13 protein-coding genes are annotated in these 14,882 nt (G+C 60.2%); 7 read left to right on the top strand and 6 right to left on the bottom strand.

Annotation, left to right across the window (positions count from 1 at the left end; translation table 11 throughout):
- Window positions 1-95 precede the first annotated feature (95 nt).
- Window positions 96-1,163 (top strand): GGDEF domain-containing protein, encoded by a 1,068-nt coding sequence (locus FHT86_RS05745; protein ID WP_133705915.1) that lies wholly within the window; start codon window positions 96-98, stop codon window positions 1,161-1,163.
- A 61-nt stretch (window positions 1,164-1,224) separates the two neighbouring features.
- On the opposite strand, the gene FHT86_RS05740 is transcribed toward FHT86_RS05745, so the two are convergent.
- Together FHT86_RS05740 and FHT86_RS05735 are read right to left on the bottom strand one after the other, a co-directional pair.
- Entirely contained in the window at window positions 1,225-1,833 is a 609-nt protein-coding gene (locus FHT86_RS05740) for a pyridoxamine 5'-phosphate oxidase family protein (RefSeq protein ID WP_133705914.1), read from the bottom strand.
- 58 nt (window positions 1,834-1,891) lie between these two features.
- Entirely contained in the window at window positions 1,892-2,866 is a 975-nt protein-coding gene (locus tag FHT86_RS05735; RefSeq protein ID WP_133705913.1) for an alpha/beta hydrolase, read from the bottom strand.
- 45 nt (window positions 2,867-2,911) lie between these two features.
- Between FHT86_RS05735 and FHT86_RS05730 the strand changes: the two genes are divergently transcribed.
- On the top strand, window positions 2,912-3,394 hold the full coding sequence (locus FHT86_RS05730) for a MarR family winged helix-turn-helix transcriptional regulator (RefSeq protein WP_133705912.1): 483 nt from the start codon (window positions 2,912-2,914) through the stop codon (window positions 3,392-3,394).
- Here FHT86_RS05730 and FHT86_RS05725 read toward each other — a convergent pair.
- Window positions 3,391-4,590 (bottom strand): low temperature requirement protein A, encoded by a 1,200-nt coding sequence (locus FHT86_RS05725; RefSeq protein ID WP_133705911.1) that lies wholly within the window; start codon window positions 4,588-4,590, stop codon window positions 3,391-3,393. The two genes, FHT86_RS05730 and FHT86_RS05725, sit on opposite strands and share 4 nt — an antisense overlap.
- A gap of 25 nt (window positions 4,591-4,615) precedes the next feature.
- Entirely contained in the window at window positions 4,616-4,990 is a 375-nt protein-coding gene (locus tag FHT86_RS05720; RefSeq protein WP_133705910.1) for a gamma-butyrobetaine hydroxylase-like domain-containing protein, read from the bottom strand.
- Between the two features lie 134 nt (window positions 4,991-5,124).
- Between FHT86_RS05720 and moaA the strand changes: the two genes are divergently transcribed.
- Together moaA and FHT86_RS05710 are read left to right on the top strand one after the other, a co-directional pair.
- Window positions 5,125-6,174, top strand: coding sequence for a GTP 3',8-cyclase MoaA (moaA, locus tag FHT86_RS05715; RefSeq protein WP_133705909.1), 1,050 nt, complete (start codon window positions 5,125-5,127; stop codon window positions 6,172-6,174).
- A gap of 19 nt (window positions 6,175-6,193) precedes the next feature.
- Window positions 6,194-6,955 (top strand): MBL fold metallo-hydrolase, encoded by a 762-nt coding sequence (locus FHT86_RS05710; RefSeq protein WP_133705908.1) that lies wholly within the window; start codon window positions 6,194-6,196, stop codon window positions 6,953-6,955.
- Window positions 6,956-7,163: 208 nt separating this feature from the next.
- On the opposite strand, the gene FHT86_RS05705 is transcribed toward FHT86_RS05710, so the two are convergent.
- Complete coding sequence (locus tag FHT86_RS05705; RefSeq protein WP_133705907.1) at window positions 7,164-9,713, bottom strand: methyl-accepting chemotaxis protein; 2,550 nt, start codon at window positions 9,711-9,713, stop codon at window positions 7,164-7,166.
- 329 nt (window positions 9,714-10,042) lie between these two features.
- Between FHT86_RS05705 and FHT86_RS05700 the strand changes: the two genes are divergently transcribed.
- The 3 genes from FHT86_RS05700 to mobB are packed head-to-tail and all read left to right on the top strand — an operon-like array spanning window position 10,043 to window position 12,142.
- Window positions 10,043-10,954 (top strand): DMT family transporter, encoded by a 912-nt coding sequence (locus FHT86_RS05700; RefSeq protein WP_133705906.1) that lies wholly within the window; start codon window positions 10,043-10,045, stop codon window positions 10,952-10,954.
- 10 nt (window positions 10,955-10,964) lie between these two features.
- Window positions 10,965-11,615 carry a molybdenum cofactor guanylyltransferase MobA gene (mobA, locus tag FHT86_RS05695; RefSeq protein WP_133707085.1) on the top strand — a complete coding sequence of 217 codons (651 nt, stop codon included), beginning with the start codon at window positions 10,965-10,967 and terminating at the stop codon, window positions 11,613-11,615.
- A complete protein-coding gene (mobB, locus tag FHT86_RS05690; RefSeq protein WP_133705905.1) occupies window positions 11,612-12,142 on the top strand; it encodes a molybdopterin-guanine dinucleotide biosynthesis protein B in 531 nt (176 codons plus the stop codon). Before mobA ends, mobB begins: the two co-directional genes overlap by 4 nt.
- Window positions 12,143-12,192: 50 nt before the next feature.
- Here mobB and FHT86_RS05685 read toward each other — a convergent pair whose 3' ends face one another.
- Window positions 12,193-14,553, bottom strand: a complete 2,361-nt coding sequence (locus FHT86_RS05685) for an OmpA family protein (protein WP_133705904.1) — start codon at window positions 14,551-14,553, stop codon at window positions 12,193-12,195.
- Between the last annotated feature and the right edge of the window lie 329 nt (window positions 14,554-14,882).

Below are 14,882 nucleotides of genomic sequence, written 5' to 3'. Positions count from 1 at the left end.
TATAATATTTTATATTAATTGCCTTAATCTTTTTCAAAGAATCTTAGGCTATGTAAAAATAGTGCTTTCAATAAATCATATTATGGAGTTCGCCGATGAGTACGGTGGTTGCGCCCAAGGCGCAAGTTCCCGACGTGGCAGGACAGATTACCTACGCCATGCGATCCATGGGGGTCGCCCCGATCCCGCGCAATTATGAACTATTCTACGAAGCCTATATTGGTTCCAACCCTGCCCTTACCCGCGAGCTTGCTGCACTCGGCAGCAGCGCTACACAAGAGGAACTGGACGCACTCGGCGCCCAGCATTTCGCCCACCATGCCGGTCGCGTCTTCGATGACGCACATGCCCGCCTGATCACTGAACTCGACGGCGTGTTGCGCACGCTGCGGCAAGAACAGACCTCGCTGGAAAGCTATAACCGGCTGCTCGGCGAAACCTGCGAACGCATTACGTCCAAGAACAACAATAGTGTCGACCTGCTGCGCGGCGCCATCGATATCCTGGCGGAAGCGACCGGCGACACCATGGCGCACGGCGAAAAGACCGTCGAGAACGTCGCCCAGCGCAGCCAGGAAATGGACCAGGTGCGCAAGGAACTGGACGAGTACAAGCGCATAGCCAATACCGATGCGCTGACGCGGCTCTCCAATCGCCGTGCCTTCGATGATCGCCTGGCCGCGATCTTCGATAACCAGATGGCGCGGCCTGTGACGGCGCTGGTGCTGGCCGATATCGATCATTTCAAGAAGATCAACGACAGCTACGGCCACCCGGTCGGCGACAAGATCCTTGCCACCGTTGCCTCCATCATCCGCGCCAATGTTCGGCGGGAGGCCTTCGTCGCCCGCACCGGCGGCGAGGAATTCGCACTGATTCTTGAGGGCAATACGCAGGAAGAGGTCATGGCGATCTGCGAGCGCATCCGCCGTGCGCTGGAAGCAACGCCGTTCAAGAATTCCCGCACCAAGATCAATTATGGGCCGATCACCATCTCTCTCGGCATCTGCATGGCCTCGGAAGCCACAGACCCCGGTGAACTCTATAGCAAGACCGACATCGCGCTATATTGCGCCAAGAATGCCGGCCGCAACTGCAGCTATGCCTATCAGGACGGTATGCAGAAAGATTTCACCAAGAGCTGGCTTATCTACAAGAGCTAAAAACGAGACGTAAAAACCAACCCGTCGGCGCCAGTTCCTTAGGTGCGCCGGCGGGTTTTTGTTACCACATGCTCTTGGCGGCTCGCGCCGGCCATTCACGATCATAGGTCTCCTGATCGAAATCGCCCTTCGCCGCCTTCAGCAGCATGCCGGGTGTCGGCAGGCTTGCCGGATCGGCAAACGTCTCCGCCTTCCAGAGTTCGGCACGCATCACCGCCCGCGCGCATTGAAAATAAACCTCGTCGATGGTGATCACTACGACGCTGCGCGGATGCTTGCCCTCCATCTCGAAGCTCGCCAGCAGGCTCTCCTCGATGGAGACGACCGCACGGCCATTGAGGCGCATCGTGGTGTTCGAGCCGGGGATCAGGAACATCAGCGCAATGCGGGGATCCCTGACGATGTTGGCAAGCGAATCAACGCGATTGTTGCCGCGCCAGTCGGGAAGCAGCAGCGTCTTGTCGTCCTGCACGCGCACGACACCACCCAAATCGCCGCGCGGCGAACAATCCAACCCCTCCGGGCCAACCGTCGCCAGCGCCATGAAGGGCGATGCCTCGATCATTTGGCGATAAAGCGGCGTCAGTGCATTCGTCACCTTGGCGACCGACGCCTCGCTGGTGCCGCCATAAAGCTCATTCAATTCGTCAACGGAAGTGATGATCCGCATGTTGCCTCACGTCTTTTTGATCCAGATACCGGCGGGTTAGACGCAAGGCGTGACGTTGCTATGACACGCGCCGCACTGGCGTCCGAACAAACGATATAACCGTTTTACCATCAGTTTCGAGTGCATTTTCTTGCCAGGCGGGTGCCTGCGCTTCCCCTAGGAATTCACCGATCGCCTCCAGCACGGGAGCGGCGCTGACGATGCGGCGATGGCCGAAGCCGTTCGCCCAGAGGAGGCGAACATGGTCACCCGCGGTGGCATAGGCGCGAGCATGCTCGGCGCTGACTTCCTTGTCGTCCTCGGCATGGATAACCAGCACCGACCTACCGAGGTCGCGAACGCCACGTCCGGCGTCGTATTCGTCGAGCGTCCTGCCGGTGACATGGCCGACCTCCGCCTCAAGTGCTGCCTGCGTCACAGGACCAAGCCGCACCATCCTGCCGAAATCCGTGAACAACCAACCCATCGCACTCGGCGCGCCGATCAGCACCAGGCGATCCGGCAGAACCGGCTCGATACCCGGCAGAAAACCAGCCGCGGCAATCGCTATGGAAGCACCACCGAAAGAATGGCCGATGGTCGCATCGAACGCACCAAAACGCTCCGCCGCCGCAGCGATGGCCGAAACGGCGAGGCGCACATTGAGGAAGCGCCCCCGTGAGCGGCCGTGGCCGGGCAGATCGAGTGAGATCACCTCGGCACCGCTGCTCGCAAGAAACGCGGCTAGTTCCGACATATATTCACTGCTGGAGCCCCAGCCATGGACGACAAGAAAGCGCTTACGCCGGCCGTTGGCGCCGCCGTTGAAGCGATAGGCCATCGCCCGTCCGCCTTGAAAGGGCAGCATGATCTCCTCGGCGGAGCTCAGACGCGCCCTACCCTCCGCATACGCGGCCTCCGCCTTGGCGCCCCGAGGCCGGCGCGAAGGTGTCAGACAGAAAAGCTTGAAGGCGGCCTTGCCGGCAAGTCGCGGCGAAATCCTGCTAAGGCTGGACAAACCCAGCCGGGTGACCTTAAGCGCAAAGGATGACATAGTGAGAATCCAATAATGTTCAATCATGAACAATAAAGTACAACGATGAACAAAAATCAATCCCTACCTTGGGACCATCCGCGTTTTCGTAGCTGGATCGCTGTCGCCCGCGCCTGCCAGCTAATGCAACAATCGCTCGGCCGGGCACTCGCCCATCTCGACATCAAGCCGCCGCATCTCGACATTCTCGTCAATCTCTTCCGCTTCGAGGGCATTTCGCAGCAGGAGTTGGCCCGCAAGCTGCTGGTCGGCCGTTCCAACATGAGCATGCTGTTGCCGCAAATGGAAAAGCGCGGCCTGATCGAACGCCGCGGCGACAAGCACGATAAGCGCGTGTTGCGGCTTTATCTGACCGGAGAAGGTCGGCGAGTGACCGAGGAGGCTATGGCCATCCAGACCGACCTTATCGACCGTATGCTTTCGGACGCACCGCTCGATGAATGCGACATCATGACGGCGCACATGGAGCGTATCGTCAGCCTGTTGCTGCAAGAAGAGCGTGAGCCTCTGGAAGCAGTCGACGATTAGTGATTGCTCGGCGGTCGGGCCAACGGCACGGCGCGTGTCAGTGAGGCAAACTCCCAGATCGCCACGACGACAAGTACGGCAGTGGCGAGAATGCCGAGCTGGTAGACATCGACCTCGGCGAGCGCAAGAAGCAGCAGTGCGAGCCCCGCAAGGCCGACGAGATGCGACAGCGGCGGCCGGCCGGTTGTCGTCCCTTTGAACCAGAGATTGCCGATAAGGAACACCGCAGGGCCGCCGAGAATCGCCGCTCCCGCATGCATATCGGCTTGGTCGTGCGGATGAGAGAATAGGAACTCATTGCCGACGACGCTGAGAATGATGCCGGCGAGAATCGGGATATGCGCATAAGTGAAAGCCTGCCGCGCCAGGCTGCCGGGCGTTTCGTCCTGCTCGATGCGATGGGCGGCGCGTTCGTGGCCGAACTGGAAATAGATCCACCACATAGCGACGGTGCTGACGAAGACGGTAATGAACACCGTGACGATCAGCGGTGAAAGCGGCTGTTCGGCAAATGTCTTGCCTGCCTGCAGGATTGCTTCGCCGAGGCAGATGATGATGAAGAGTGCGCAACGCTCGGCAAGATGAGCACCGGAAACATCCCAATCAGCCGCGGTCGACTTGCCCAGGCCAGGCACGGCAAAGCCGAAAGCGGGTGCGGCATATTCGATTGCCAGCGCCGCAAGCCAAAGCGCCACCCGCGTCTCACCTTCCATCACGGCGCCGGCAATCCAAAAGGCGCCAGACAACATCAGCCAGCAGGTGATGCGGACGAAATTGCGATGATTGGCGGGGCTGACATCCCTGAGGGCATAGACCGTGAACAGCGATCGCCCAACTTGCATGAACACATAGGCGCCGGCGAAGAAAATGCCTTTCTCAGCAAACGCATCCGGAATGGATGCCGAAAGAACCAATCCGGCAAGCATCAGCACGAAGAGCATGATGCGCACCGGCATCCGGTCGGGATCGAGCCAGTTCGTTACCCAGGCGGTAAATACCCATACCCACCATACCGCAAAAATCAGCATGCCGGCTTCAATGGCACCGAGGGGCGTGAAATGATCGCCGAGCGCATGCGAAAGCTGTGAGATCGAGAAGACGAAGACCAGATCGAAAAACAGTTCGACGAAAGAGACCTTGCTTTCGTTTTTGCTGCCTTTGGCACGCAGCCAGCTTCCAGTATCTCCGCCTGTCATGCCTGCCCCCCTTGCTGCAATAGCGCTAGTGCGGCTTGCCTGCCACCTCGCGGCTCAAGCCCTTTTCCTTCAGTTCGGCCTCATAGGCCGCGAAAAGTTCTGGACCTTTCTCGCCGAGTTCACGCAGATAGGCCCAGGTGAAAATGCCGGTATCGTGCATGTCGTCAAAACCGATGCGCACGGCGTAGTTGCCGGTCGGCGTCATCGACATTATCCCGACATTGCGTTTGCCCGGCACCGTGATCTTCTGCCCCGGTCCATGCCCCTGTACCTCGGCTGATGGCGACAGCACGCGCAACATTTCCGCCGACAAATCGAAGCTCGCCCCGTCATTGAAGCTCACCACCAGATGATGGCGGTCCTTCGACACTCTCAATTCGGTTGGCCAGACGTCGCTCATCGGTTTTCCCATGCGTTTCAATGCGTATCCGGAGAAGTAGGCCGCCACTCGTTCACGTGCAAGTGCATTCGAAATGCATTTCCCTTGACGCAACAATCGCCTATGCACACATTAACATGACAACGGAGGTTTTCGTGAACAGCATTGTCGGTACGATAGGCAACGGATCGCCGCTGGTGGCAGATGCGTCACCCATGATCGACCCTTTCGGGCGGGCGGTCACTTATCTGCGCGTTTCGGTGACCGATCGCTGCGATTTCCGCTGCACCTATTGTATGGCGGAACACATGACCTTCCTGCCGAAGAAGGATCTGCTGACTCTGGAAGAGCTGAACCGGCTCTGTTCCGCCTTCATTGCCAAGGGCGTCCGCAAGATTCGGCTGACCGGCGGCGAGCCGCTGGTGCGCAAGAACATCATGTTTCTGGTGCGCGAGCTCGGCAGGCAGGTTCAAAACGGCGACCTCGACGAGCTCACGCTGACCACCAATGGCTCGCAGCTCTCGCGCTATGCCGAAGAACTCTATGATTGCGGCGTGCGCCGCATCAACGTTTCGCTCGACACCCTCGATCCCGATAAATTCCACGCCATCACCCGCTGGGGCGATTTCGCCAAGGTGATGGAGGGTATCGACGCTGCGCAGAAGGCCGGCCTGAAAATTAAGCTCAATGCCGTGGCGCTCAAGGACTTCAACGAGACGGAGATGCCCGAGCTGCTGCGCTTCGCCCACGGCCGCGGTATGGACCTGACCGTCATCGAGACGATGCCGATGGGCGAGATCGAGGAAGACCGCACCGATCGATACCTGCCGCTCTCCAAATTGCGCGCCGATCTCGAACGGCAATTCACGCTGACCGATATTCCTTACAAGACCGGCGGCCCGGCCCGTTACGTCGAAGTCGCCGAAACCGGCGGCCGTCTCGGCTTCATCACGCCGTTGACCCATAATTTCTGCGAGAGCTGTAACCGCGTGCGTCTGACCTGCACCGGCACGCTCTATATGTGCCTCGGCCAAAACGACGCCGCCGACCTTCGCACGGCCCTGCGCGCGACCGAAGACGACGCCCTTGTCTACGCCGCCATCGATGAGGCCATCACCCGCAAGCCGAAGGGTCACGATTTCATTATCGACCGCACCCATAACAGACCGGCCGTCGCCCGCCATATGAGCGTGACGGGCGGCTGATAACGTCGGAAAAATCCAGATGCACATCAAGCTCATTCGCAACGCGACGCTGAAGATCAACTATGGCGGTCACGTATTGCTGATCGATCCCTATTTCGCGCCACGCCACAGCCTGCCGTCCTTTACCGGACGTTCGCTCAACCCGATGGTGGAACTACCCGGCTCCGTCGACGATATTATCGAAGGCGTCGAACTGGTGATCGTATCGCATCTGCATACGGATCATTTCGATTCGGTAGCCAAGCAGCAATTGCCGAAATCCCTGCCGATCCTCTGCCAACCCGGCGACGAACAGAATATCCGCGAGGCCGGCTTCACGAATGTAGCGCCGTTGCTCGCAACGACCGTCTGGCAAGGTATAACCATAACGCCGCGACAGGGTAGCCACGGCGTCGGGCCGGTTGTTGAGAAGATGGGCCCGGTTATCGGCCTCACGCTGGAGGCAGCCGGCGAACCGCGCGTGTATTGGGCCGGCGATACGGTGCTCTATCCTCCGGTTGCCAAGACCATTCAACAGACCTCACCCGAAATCATTGTCACGCATTCCTGCGGCGCCCGTTGGGATGGCGACCTTATCGTTATGGATGCGGAGCAGACGATTGCAGTTAGCCGCCTCGCGCCGCAATCCGTCATCGTCGCAACCCACATGGAAGCGCTGGATCACGCGACTGTTGGCAGGCACGGCCTTCGGGAAGCCGCCGAAGCCGAGGGGCTCGATCCTTCCCGGTTGCTGATCCCGCCGATGGGGAAACGCTCTATTTTGATCGATAGACTGATCTGAACTCGACAGGCGAGAAGATTTGCCACTTCGGGCGACCGAAGACGACGGTCCGCTTCAGACCACAATCGATAAAATAACCGCTAACCGACTGGCTGACGCATAGTCGCCCTCCATATGGAGCGGCTGACTTGAGGTGTCAAAAAATAGAAATGCCGGACAATAAGTCCGGCATTTTTAAACGTTTAAAACATTTACTTAAAATATTACTTTAGGCGGCGCGATATCGGTCCATGCCGTTGTCGTAGCCTTGGTATGTCTCATCACCATCACCCGTGCGGAAACGGTCGATCTTGTCGGAGAGCGTGTCGACGCGTTGGCGTAGGCCATGAATCTCGGCATTGTTTTCTTCGACCATCGCAGCGTTCCTTTGCGTGATCAGTTCGACTTCGCCGACCGCACGCGTCACCTCTTCGATGCCGGTCGATTGCTCGGCCGTTGCGGCGGAGATATCGGCCACAAGCTTCTGGACGCCAGTCACGTGCCCGATGATTTCGGTCAGCGCAGCACCTGTCTGCTCGACCAGATAGACCCCGTTCTGTACCTGCGCGGAACTTGCCGAAATCAGACCCTTGATCTCCTTCGCTGCATTGGCGCAGCGCTGCGCCAGTTCGCGCACCTCCTGTGCAACGACGGCAAAACCACGACCGGCCTCGCCGGCGCGGGCCGCTTCGACGCCGGCATTCAACGCCAGCAAGTTGGTCTGGAAGGCGATTTCGTCGATCACGCCGATGATGGTGGCGATCTTTTCCGACGAGCGGTTGATCTCGCTCATGGCGCCGACGGCCTTGGCCACGACTTCGCCGGATTGGGTCGCATAGGACTGGGTCTCGTTGACCGAGGCGGCGGTCTGCTTGGCGCGATCGGCGGTGGAACGCACGACATCGCTAAGGCGATGCAGAGCCCGTGAGCTCTCCTCGAGAGCTGCGGCTTGCTGTTCGGTACGGCGCGCGAGATCGTCGGCAGAAGTGGCGAGATTGCCGGTACCGCCCTTGATCTCCTCGGCCGTGTGGCGGACATCCGTCAGGGTCTCGCGCAAGGCTTCGACAGCGTGATTGTAGGTGAATGCCATCTCGACGAAATCCGCGGAAAGGTCTTCGCGCATGCCCTCTTCCAGATTGCCGTCGGCAAGCTTGGCGAGAACGTCGGCGAGTGCATTCAGCGCCTGTTTCTGCTCGGCTTCGATACGGGCGCGGTCGGCGGCACGCCGCGCGGCCTCTTCGGCCGACAGTGCGCGCGCACTCTCGGCCTCCCGCTCCAGCCGGACGTTCTCCAGAGCAGCATCACGGAAGACGGTGACGGAGCGCACCATGTCGCCGATCTCGTCGCCGCGATTGCGGCCGTCGATCGCCACTTCCAGATCACCGCTTGCAAGCCGCGTCATGATCTCGGTAACCCGCTTCAGCGGGCCACGCAGCGTCTCCACCAACATCAGGCCGCCGACGATGGCAAGCAGCGTGCCGAGGATCATGGCAATGACGGAGACATTGGCGGAACGCTCACTGTCTTCCTTGCCGATCTCCTGCGCCTGGGCAACGAAGCTGCGCAGCGACGTCATGGCGTCCGCCAGCAGGCCGTTGGAATCGACACGTGTCTTTTTCCAATCGGCCGCAGTCTGCAGCAGATCCGCCGAACCCTTGGTCAGGCCATCGACCAGAGGCTGAGTGTGGGCGGCAAAGTCGCGCATGGTGGCATTGGTCTTGCCGAGCGCCGAAATCTTTGCGCTGACGTCCTGCAGGTCCTTCAAATCCGTGATGACGGCATCGCGCGAGGCGGCGTCACGGACATTCTCCATACGTGCCGCATGCAGCGTCAGGCGATCGATGATGCCAAGCGCTTCATCGACGTGATCCAGCAGCTCCTTCTGGCCGTCGATGATCTTGTCGAGGCTGACGAAGCGGTCGGCAGCAGTATCGCTGTTCTTGGCCGATTGCAGGGTCATGTCTCCTTCGATCTTCACGAAGCTCTGCAGGATCGGCCCCATGGCCTCGACCTTCTGGTCGGAGGTGCCGCTGCCCTTCAGGACTGCGTCGAGCTTGTTGGCCGCCTCCGCCGCGCTGTTGACCAGCCCGGCGCCCCGCTTGGAGACCAGGGCTTGCGACGTGGCGACCTGCTTCAGAATGGCATCGGTGTAGGTCCGCGCATCGGAGATTTCCTCATCGGAATCGGCGGCCATCTGCACCTGGATGCGCAGGTTGCTCATCTTCTCCGACAGGCCCTTATACGCGGCGGCGTCGTAGAGCAGTTCCTTGGCGAAGGTTTCCTTGTCGCTGAAATCCTTGCGGATGATGTCGATCTGCTTGCCCGCAGCCTTCCCGCCGGCTTCGATGCCCAATACCGCCTTCTGGATCGCGTCGACATCGCTGTCTTGCTTCTGCTTGATATTCCAGAGGGTGGTCGTCTGGCCACGCATCTTGCCGGCTAGATCGCTGACGGCGGCGATCTTGGCGCGCTGATCGTCACTGAGCAGACCGCTCAGCCGCTGGACGCCGGCTGCCTGCGCATCGATCTTGTCCGCCAGCGCTTTGCGCGTGTCATCGGACGGCGACGTGGTGAACTCCTGCAAAGCAGCCTGCAAATTCTCGAAATCACTGATGTTTTCGATCGTCGCCCGCGTCACCGTCATATGGCCGTTGAGGATATTCGCCGTATGATAACCGACCAGACCGACACCGGCGATCAGCACCACCAGCGGTATGACGAAGATAAGAACCTTGGTCACGATCCGGCGACTTTGCAGAAGACGATCAATGAAGAACATGCCACGCCCCAATCAAATTGGTTGGTATCCGGCGAAGGCGGGACCGTCATTCCTGCTGCGCTGCGGTAAATGCTTCTGCCTCATGCAAAACTGAGGCGAGCCTCGGGAAATAAGATTGAATAAGGATTAATCGTGGATGTAAAAGGTTGTACCATCGACGAAAAACCTGCAATCCAGTCCCATTTTGCGATTTCAGCGCGATTATTCGCGTCGTCAGCTCACACTTTCGTTGCAACGCACAATCGAATTTGACCGCCATTACACCGCGAACGATTCCAATTTGTGGAAAACCGCAGTAGATCGAGCTGATATATCTAGGGAATCGCTTCATGCCGCGGACGAAGAATACGCAGGGTGCGCTCTACATGGCCGCAGCAATGGCCGGTTTCTCCTGCAGCGACGCACTATCCAAATCGGTAATCGTCGCCATGAACGCCGGCGAGATCATGTTTCTCCGCGGGCTCTTTACCAGCATCTTCGTCTATCTGCTCGCCTGGAACATGGGCGCCTTGCGCTCTTGGAAAGTCATTCTGCAGCCGATGATCGCGCTGCGGGTCATCTGCGAAGCGATCGCGGCAGCGACTTACATCACCGCGCTCGGCATGATGCCGATCGCCAACGCCTCTGCCATTCTTCAGGCATTGCCGCTTGCCGTTACGCTCGGGGCGGCCCTGTTTTTGAAGGAGCCGGTCGGCTGGCGGCGCTGGACGGCGATCATCGTCGGCTTCGTCGGCGTACTCATCATCATCCGCCCTGGTCCCGATGGTTTCACCACAGCCGCCCTGCTCGTCGTCGCCAGCATGTTCGCCACCGCCGCCCGCGATCTGGCGACGCGCTGCGTCAGCAAGGATGTGCCGTCATTGATGGTGACGGTATGTACCGCGATCTCGATTTCCATCTTTGGCGCCCTGTCGATCGCCCCGCTCGGCGGCTGGCAGCCGATCAGTTTCACCTCGTTCTCACACATCCTGCTCGCATCGATCCTGGTGCTGGTCGGCTATCAATCGGTAATCCAGGCGATGCGCACGGGCGAAATCTCCTTCGTTGCACCGTTTCGCTATCTAAGCCTCATCTGGTCCGCTTTGCTCGGCCTGCTGTTCTTCGGGGAGACGCCGGATGCCTGGACCATGATCGGCTCCGCCATTGTCATCGCCTCCGGTCTCTATACATTCTATCGGGAGAGCAAACGGCAAGCGGCCGAGCGTGTCGCCCAGGAATCAGAGCCGCGTGTGCCCGCCTGAGGTCGCCAGCATGCCCGGCTTCATCACCGATCCCGACGATGTCCCGCCCTATCTGCTCGCCGGCGGCCGTTCCAGCCGCATGGGCGCGAACAAAGCCTTTGCCCTTCTCGGCGGCGAAAGACTTCTGACGCGTATTGCAGCTCGCATCGGACAGCAGCAGAGAATGCCGGTCGCGCTGAATGCAGATGCCGACTGGCCGGATACGGCGGGGTTGCCACTGGTTCCCGACATCATCCCCGGCAAGCTCGGCCCGCTTGCCGGCGTGCTCGCCGCCATGCACGATGCGCTGGTGAAGCACCCGCATGCATCCCATATCGCTACCGTGCCGATCGATAGCCCATTTTTCCCCAGCAATCTCGTGGCTCTGCTGGCTCAAGCGATCGTAAGCCGAGACGAAATGGCGATTGCCTCATCGCTGGGCCGCGATCATCCGGTATTCGGCCTCTGGCCCGTCTCCATCGCCGACGATCTCGAGACCTGGATTCTCAGGGATGATAAGCGGCGCGTCAGGGATTTTCTCGCACGCCATACTGTCCGAACGGTCGATTTTGCGATGATCCAAACCCCGATCGGCCCCCTCGATCCCTTCTTCAACATCAATACGCCAGACGACCTGATCGCTGCAGAGACATGGCTCGCGGCATTGGAGCAGCCACAATGACAACGAACCGACCCAAAATCTTCGGCATCGCCGGTTGGAAGAATTCCGGCAAGACCGGGCTTGCGGTGCGGCTCGTCACCGAATTCACCCGCCGCGGCTACAAGATTTCGACCATCAAGCATGCTCACCATGATTTCGACATCGACAAGGTCGGCGCCGACAGCTTTCGCCATCGCGAAGCCGGAGCGCATGAAGTCACCATCGTCTCCGGCACGCGCTACGCCATCATGCACGAGCTGCGCGGCGAGCCGGAACCGAGCTTCGAGGAAATCCTGGCGCGGCTCGCCCCGTGTGATCTCATCCTGATCGAAGGCTACAAGCGCGAGCCGATCCCCAAGATCGAAGCCCGTCGCCTGGAGGCCGCCAACCGTGCGCCCTTGGCGCCGCAGGACCCGCATATCGTCGCCATTGCCACGGACCATCCGGTGGAGGATTCCGGCGCGCTGACTGTCTTCGATCTCGATGACACCTTGGCGATCGCCGATTTCATCGCCACAACGGTTGGACTTGGCAAACCAACCAAATGACAAAGGCCGCCGGTTTCCCGACGGCCTCACGCGTTTGAGACAGGAAAAGCTTACTGTGTCGAAGCGACCGGGCGCACCAATGCCGTGACACGGCGGATGGTAACGCGACGGTTTTCCTGCTCGGGCCCCTGCGTATTCACCTTGAGATATTGCTCGCCGTAGCCCTGGGTCACTACGTTTTCCGGCGGAATACCATAGACATCGCTGAGGACGTTGGCGACGGATTCGGCTCGCTGATCGGAAAGGACCAGGTTGCTTTCCGGAGAGCCGACCGCGTCTGTATGGCCTTCGATCAGGAAAGTCTCGGTCGGATCCTTTTTGACGATCTGGCTCATGGCATCGGCAACGCCGCGCAGCGTGCTCGCCTGCGACATCGGGATTTCCGCGCTACCCGTCGCAAAGGTGATCGTATCGAGATCGATACGCCGCACCTTGTCGCGGATGCGGGCGGAATAACGCACCTCGTTCAGCGAATAGACCCGCTCCACCGGCTCGACCGGCGGTTCGCGCAGGAAGTCGTAATAGTCCGCCTGACGATCCGTGCCGGTATCGATGATGTACTGGTTCAGCGGAATGCGCAGGCGCATCGGCGGCAACTCGTCGCCGGGATCGCGGAAATAGTCGTCGTGATCCGGCTGATCCTCCAATTCCGGCGAATAGAACAGCACATATTCACGGCCGCGCGCATCGATGCGCGAGCGCTGGATGACGTCGCCGTAGCGGTTGCGCACGGTGATAATGCGATCGCCATCAGGCCGGTCGATCGTTTCACGGTAACGGTCGCGGGGAAGCTGCTCGTAGACTGGACGCTCGCCGTCGCGGACGAAACGCTCGCTATCGTCATGACGGACGACGAAGTTGTTGTCGACATTCAGGATGACGCGATTGCCTTGGTTGCCGTTCGGCTGGACCGTGATGCCTTCCGGCGACACGAAATCCGGCCGGCGGTCAAGCCGTCGCCCCTGCTCGCTGGTTATGGCTTCGATCCTCACAGGCTGTTGCTGCTGGCCGCCGGCTGCGCGCTGCGCATCGGCATCGGATGTCGGTGGCTTGCTATAGACCGGCTGCTGTTGCACCTGAACGTTCTGCCCCTGCCCGGTCTGGCCGCCCTGACCGCCGGCCCCTTGGCCACCCTGACGATGGCCGCGTCGAGCTGCATCCTTGTCGCTGTCCAGCACTGCAGCGCCGTTCTGTACCGGCAGAATGACGGTCTCGTTGCTGGCCGCGGGATTTTCGGCGATCTTCTTTCGGCGCTCCAATTCTTGTGGCGAGACCTGCCCGCCACTGGCGGGGGCGGCCGTCTGGGCACCCTGCTGCACGGCACCATTGGCAGGCGCCGGCACGGCGTTGCCCTGCGCGGGAGCACCGGTTTCGACATTCGGCTGTTGTTGTTTGCCGGTCTGCGGAGCAGCCTGGTTCTGTGGCTGAGCCTGCTGTCCCTGGCTCTTCTGAACCGGCTGCTGTTCGGGATTGGCCGCAGGCTGTTGCCCGGTCTGCTGCTCATTCTGCGGCAGCTTGCCATGACCCGGTTTCTGTCCTTGCTGTTTGCCGGGCTCGACCTGATTTCCAGGCTGAACCTGGATCTCCGGCTGGGCCTGCTGGGTAGTAGGCGCCGGTTGTTGAGCTGGGGCTGCCTGCTGTTCGGCCGGTGCTGCCGATTGCCCCTGCTTCTTCTGATGCTTCTTCTGCTCGGGTTGGGTTTGAGTCTCCGGCTGAGCCTGCTGGCTCTGAGACTGCTGCGCGGCGGGCGCCGGTTGTTGAGCTGGCGCGGCCTGCTGTTCCGCCGGCTGCTGCGCCGGTTCGGCCGATTGACCTTGCGGCTTCTGGTGCTTCTTCTGCTCGGGTTGGCCCTGCTGTTGCGTTTCAGGGGCAAGCTGTTGCTGAACGGCCTTCGTCTGCGGTGTTATCTCCGGCTGCGCCGCTGGCTGTTGCTCAGCATTCTGCTTGTGCTTCTTCTGTTCGGGCTGACCCTGCTGTTGCGTTTCCGGCGTCGCCTGTGGCTCGACGGCCTTGGGCTGCTGGGCTTCCTGTTGCTGCTGGTGAGGCTTCTGCTGTTCGGGCTCTGCCGCAGGCTGCCCTTGGGGCTGGGCTTCCTTCATCTTGTGCTGCGGTTCGGCTCCGCCCTGCTGTGCGGGAGCGGCCTCGTGCTTCTGGCCTTGCGGCTCGCCCTGCTCTGCGCCGCCCTGCTTCTTGCGCTTTCGCAACTCCTCTTCGGACTGCCCGTCCGGAGCCTGTTCCTGGGCAACTTCGAAACTCGCATTGCCGTCGGTGGCGACCGATCTGGCGGCATCGCTGCTCAACGGTGCGATGGCCTGCTCGCGCAGCGCTGTGGCGGCCGCGGGCTCAAATGCCAGTGATAAGGACAGCAGCGGAAATGCAGCGCTGGCAAATAGTCTGGATCGCTTTCCCATATGTGGGATCTCCTTTTCTTATCGTTATCCGCCAAGTTACGGATCTCAGCCCGTGGAGCTGATGCCGCATGATCCCGGCCGATTTTCGGTGCCCTTGGGGCTGAATCGCGGCAATTGGTGATATCCTCCAATAGAATTAGACACACTGAATTAACCCCACCTGAACGCGCTGGAAGGCTGCCATTCAGCTTTGCGGGATGGTGCAAGCGCTTTGGGCCCTGTGTGCAAGGCAAAACGGCTTCGTAATTCCAGTTGCAATTTACGGGAAAAAAGTACGATTATCTGACGGAGGCGGGCTACTCACCCGCTCCATTCTGGCCGGCCGCCAA

This window comes from Rhizobium sp. BK313, assembly GCF_014193655.1.
GTDB lineage: Bacteria > Pseudomonadota > Alphaproteobacteria > Rhizobiales > Rhizobiaceae > Rhizobium.
Note: the sequence above shows the minus strand (reverse complement) of the source record. Positions and strands in the feature narration are given on the sequence as shown.

Excerpts from the sequence above, each read along its gene's own strand:
- FHT86_RS05735 (WP_133705913.1), bottom strand. The coding sequence starts at position 2,866 with ATGTCATCCTTTGCGCTTAAGGTCACCCGGCTGGGTTTGTCCAGCCTT.
- mobA (WP_133707085.1), top strand. The coding sequence starts at position 10,965 with ATGCCCGGCTTCATCACCGATCCCGACGATGTCCCGCCCTATCTGCTC.
- FHT86_RS05725 (WP_133705911.1), bottom strand. The coding sequence starts at position 4,590 with ATGACAGGCGGAGATACTGGAAGCTGGCTGCGTGCCAAAGGCAGCAAA.
- FHT86_RS05745 (WP_133705915.1), top strand. The coding sequence starts at position 96 with ATGAGTACGGTGGTTGCGCCCAAGGCGCAAGTTCCCGACGTGGCAGGA.
- FHT86_RS05720 (WP_133705910.1), bottom strand. The coding sequence starts at position 4,990 with ATGAGCGACGTCTGGCCAACCGAATTGAGAGTGTCGAAGGACCGCCAT.
- FHT86_RS05730 (WP_133705912.1), top strand. The coding sequence starts at position 2,912 with ATGAACAAAAATCAATCCCTACCTTGGGACCATCCGCGTTTTCGTAGC.
- mobB (WP_133705905.1), top strand. The coding sequence starts at position 11,612 with ATGACAACGAACCGACCCAAAATCTTCGGCATCGCCGGTTGGAAGAAT.
- FHT86_RS05700 (WP_133705906.1), top strand. The coding sequence starts at position 10,043 with ATGCCGCGGACGAAGAATACGCAGGGTGCGCTCTACATGGCCGCAGCA.
- FHT86_RS05740 (WP_133705914.1), bottom strand. The coding sequence starts at position 1,833 with ATGCGGATCATCACTTCCGTTGACGAATTGAATGAGCTTTATGGCGGC.
- FHT86_RS05685 (WP_133705904.1), bottom strand. The coding sequence starts at position 14,553 with ATGGGAAAGCGATCCAGACTATTTGCCAGCGCTGCATTTCCGCTGCTG.
- FHT86_RS05710 (WP_133705908.1), top strand. The coding sequence starts at position 6,194 with ATGCACATCAAGCTCATTCGCAACGCGACGCTGAAGATCAACTATGGC.
- FHT86_RS05705 (WP_133705907.1), bottom strand. The coding sequence starts at position 9,713 with ATGTTCTTCATTGATCGTCTTCTGCAAAGTCGCCGGATCGTGACCAAG.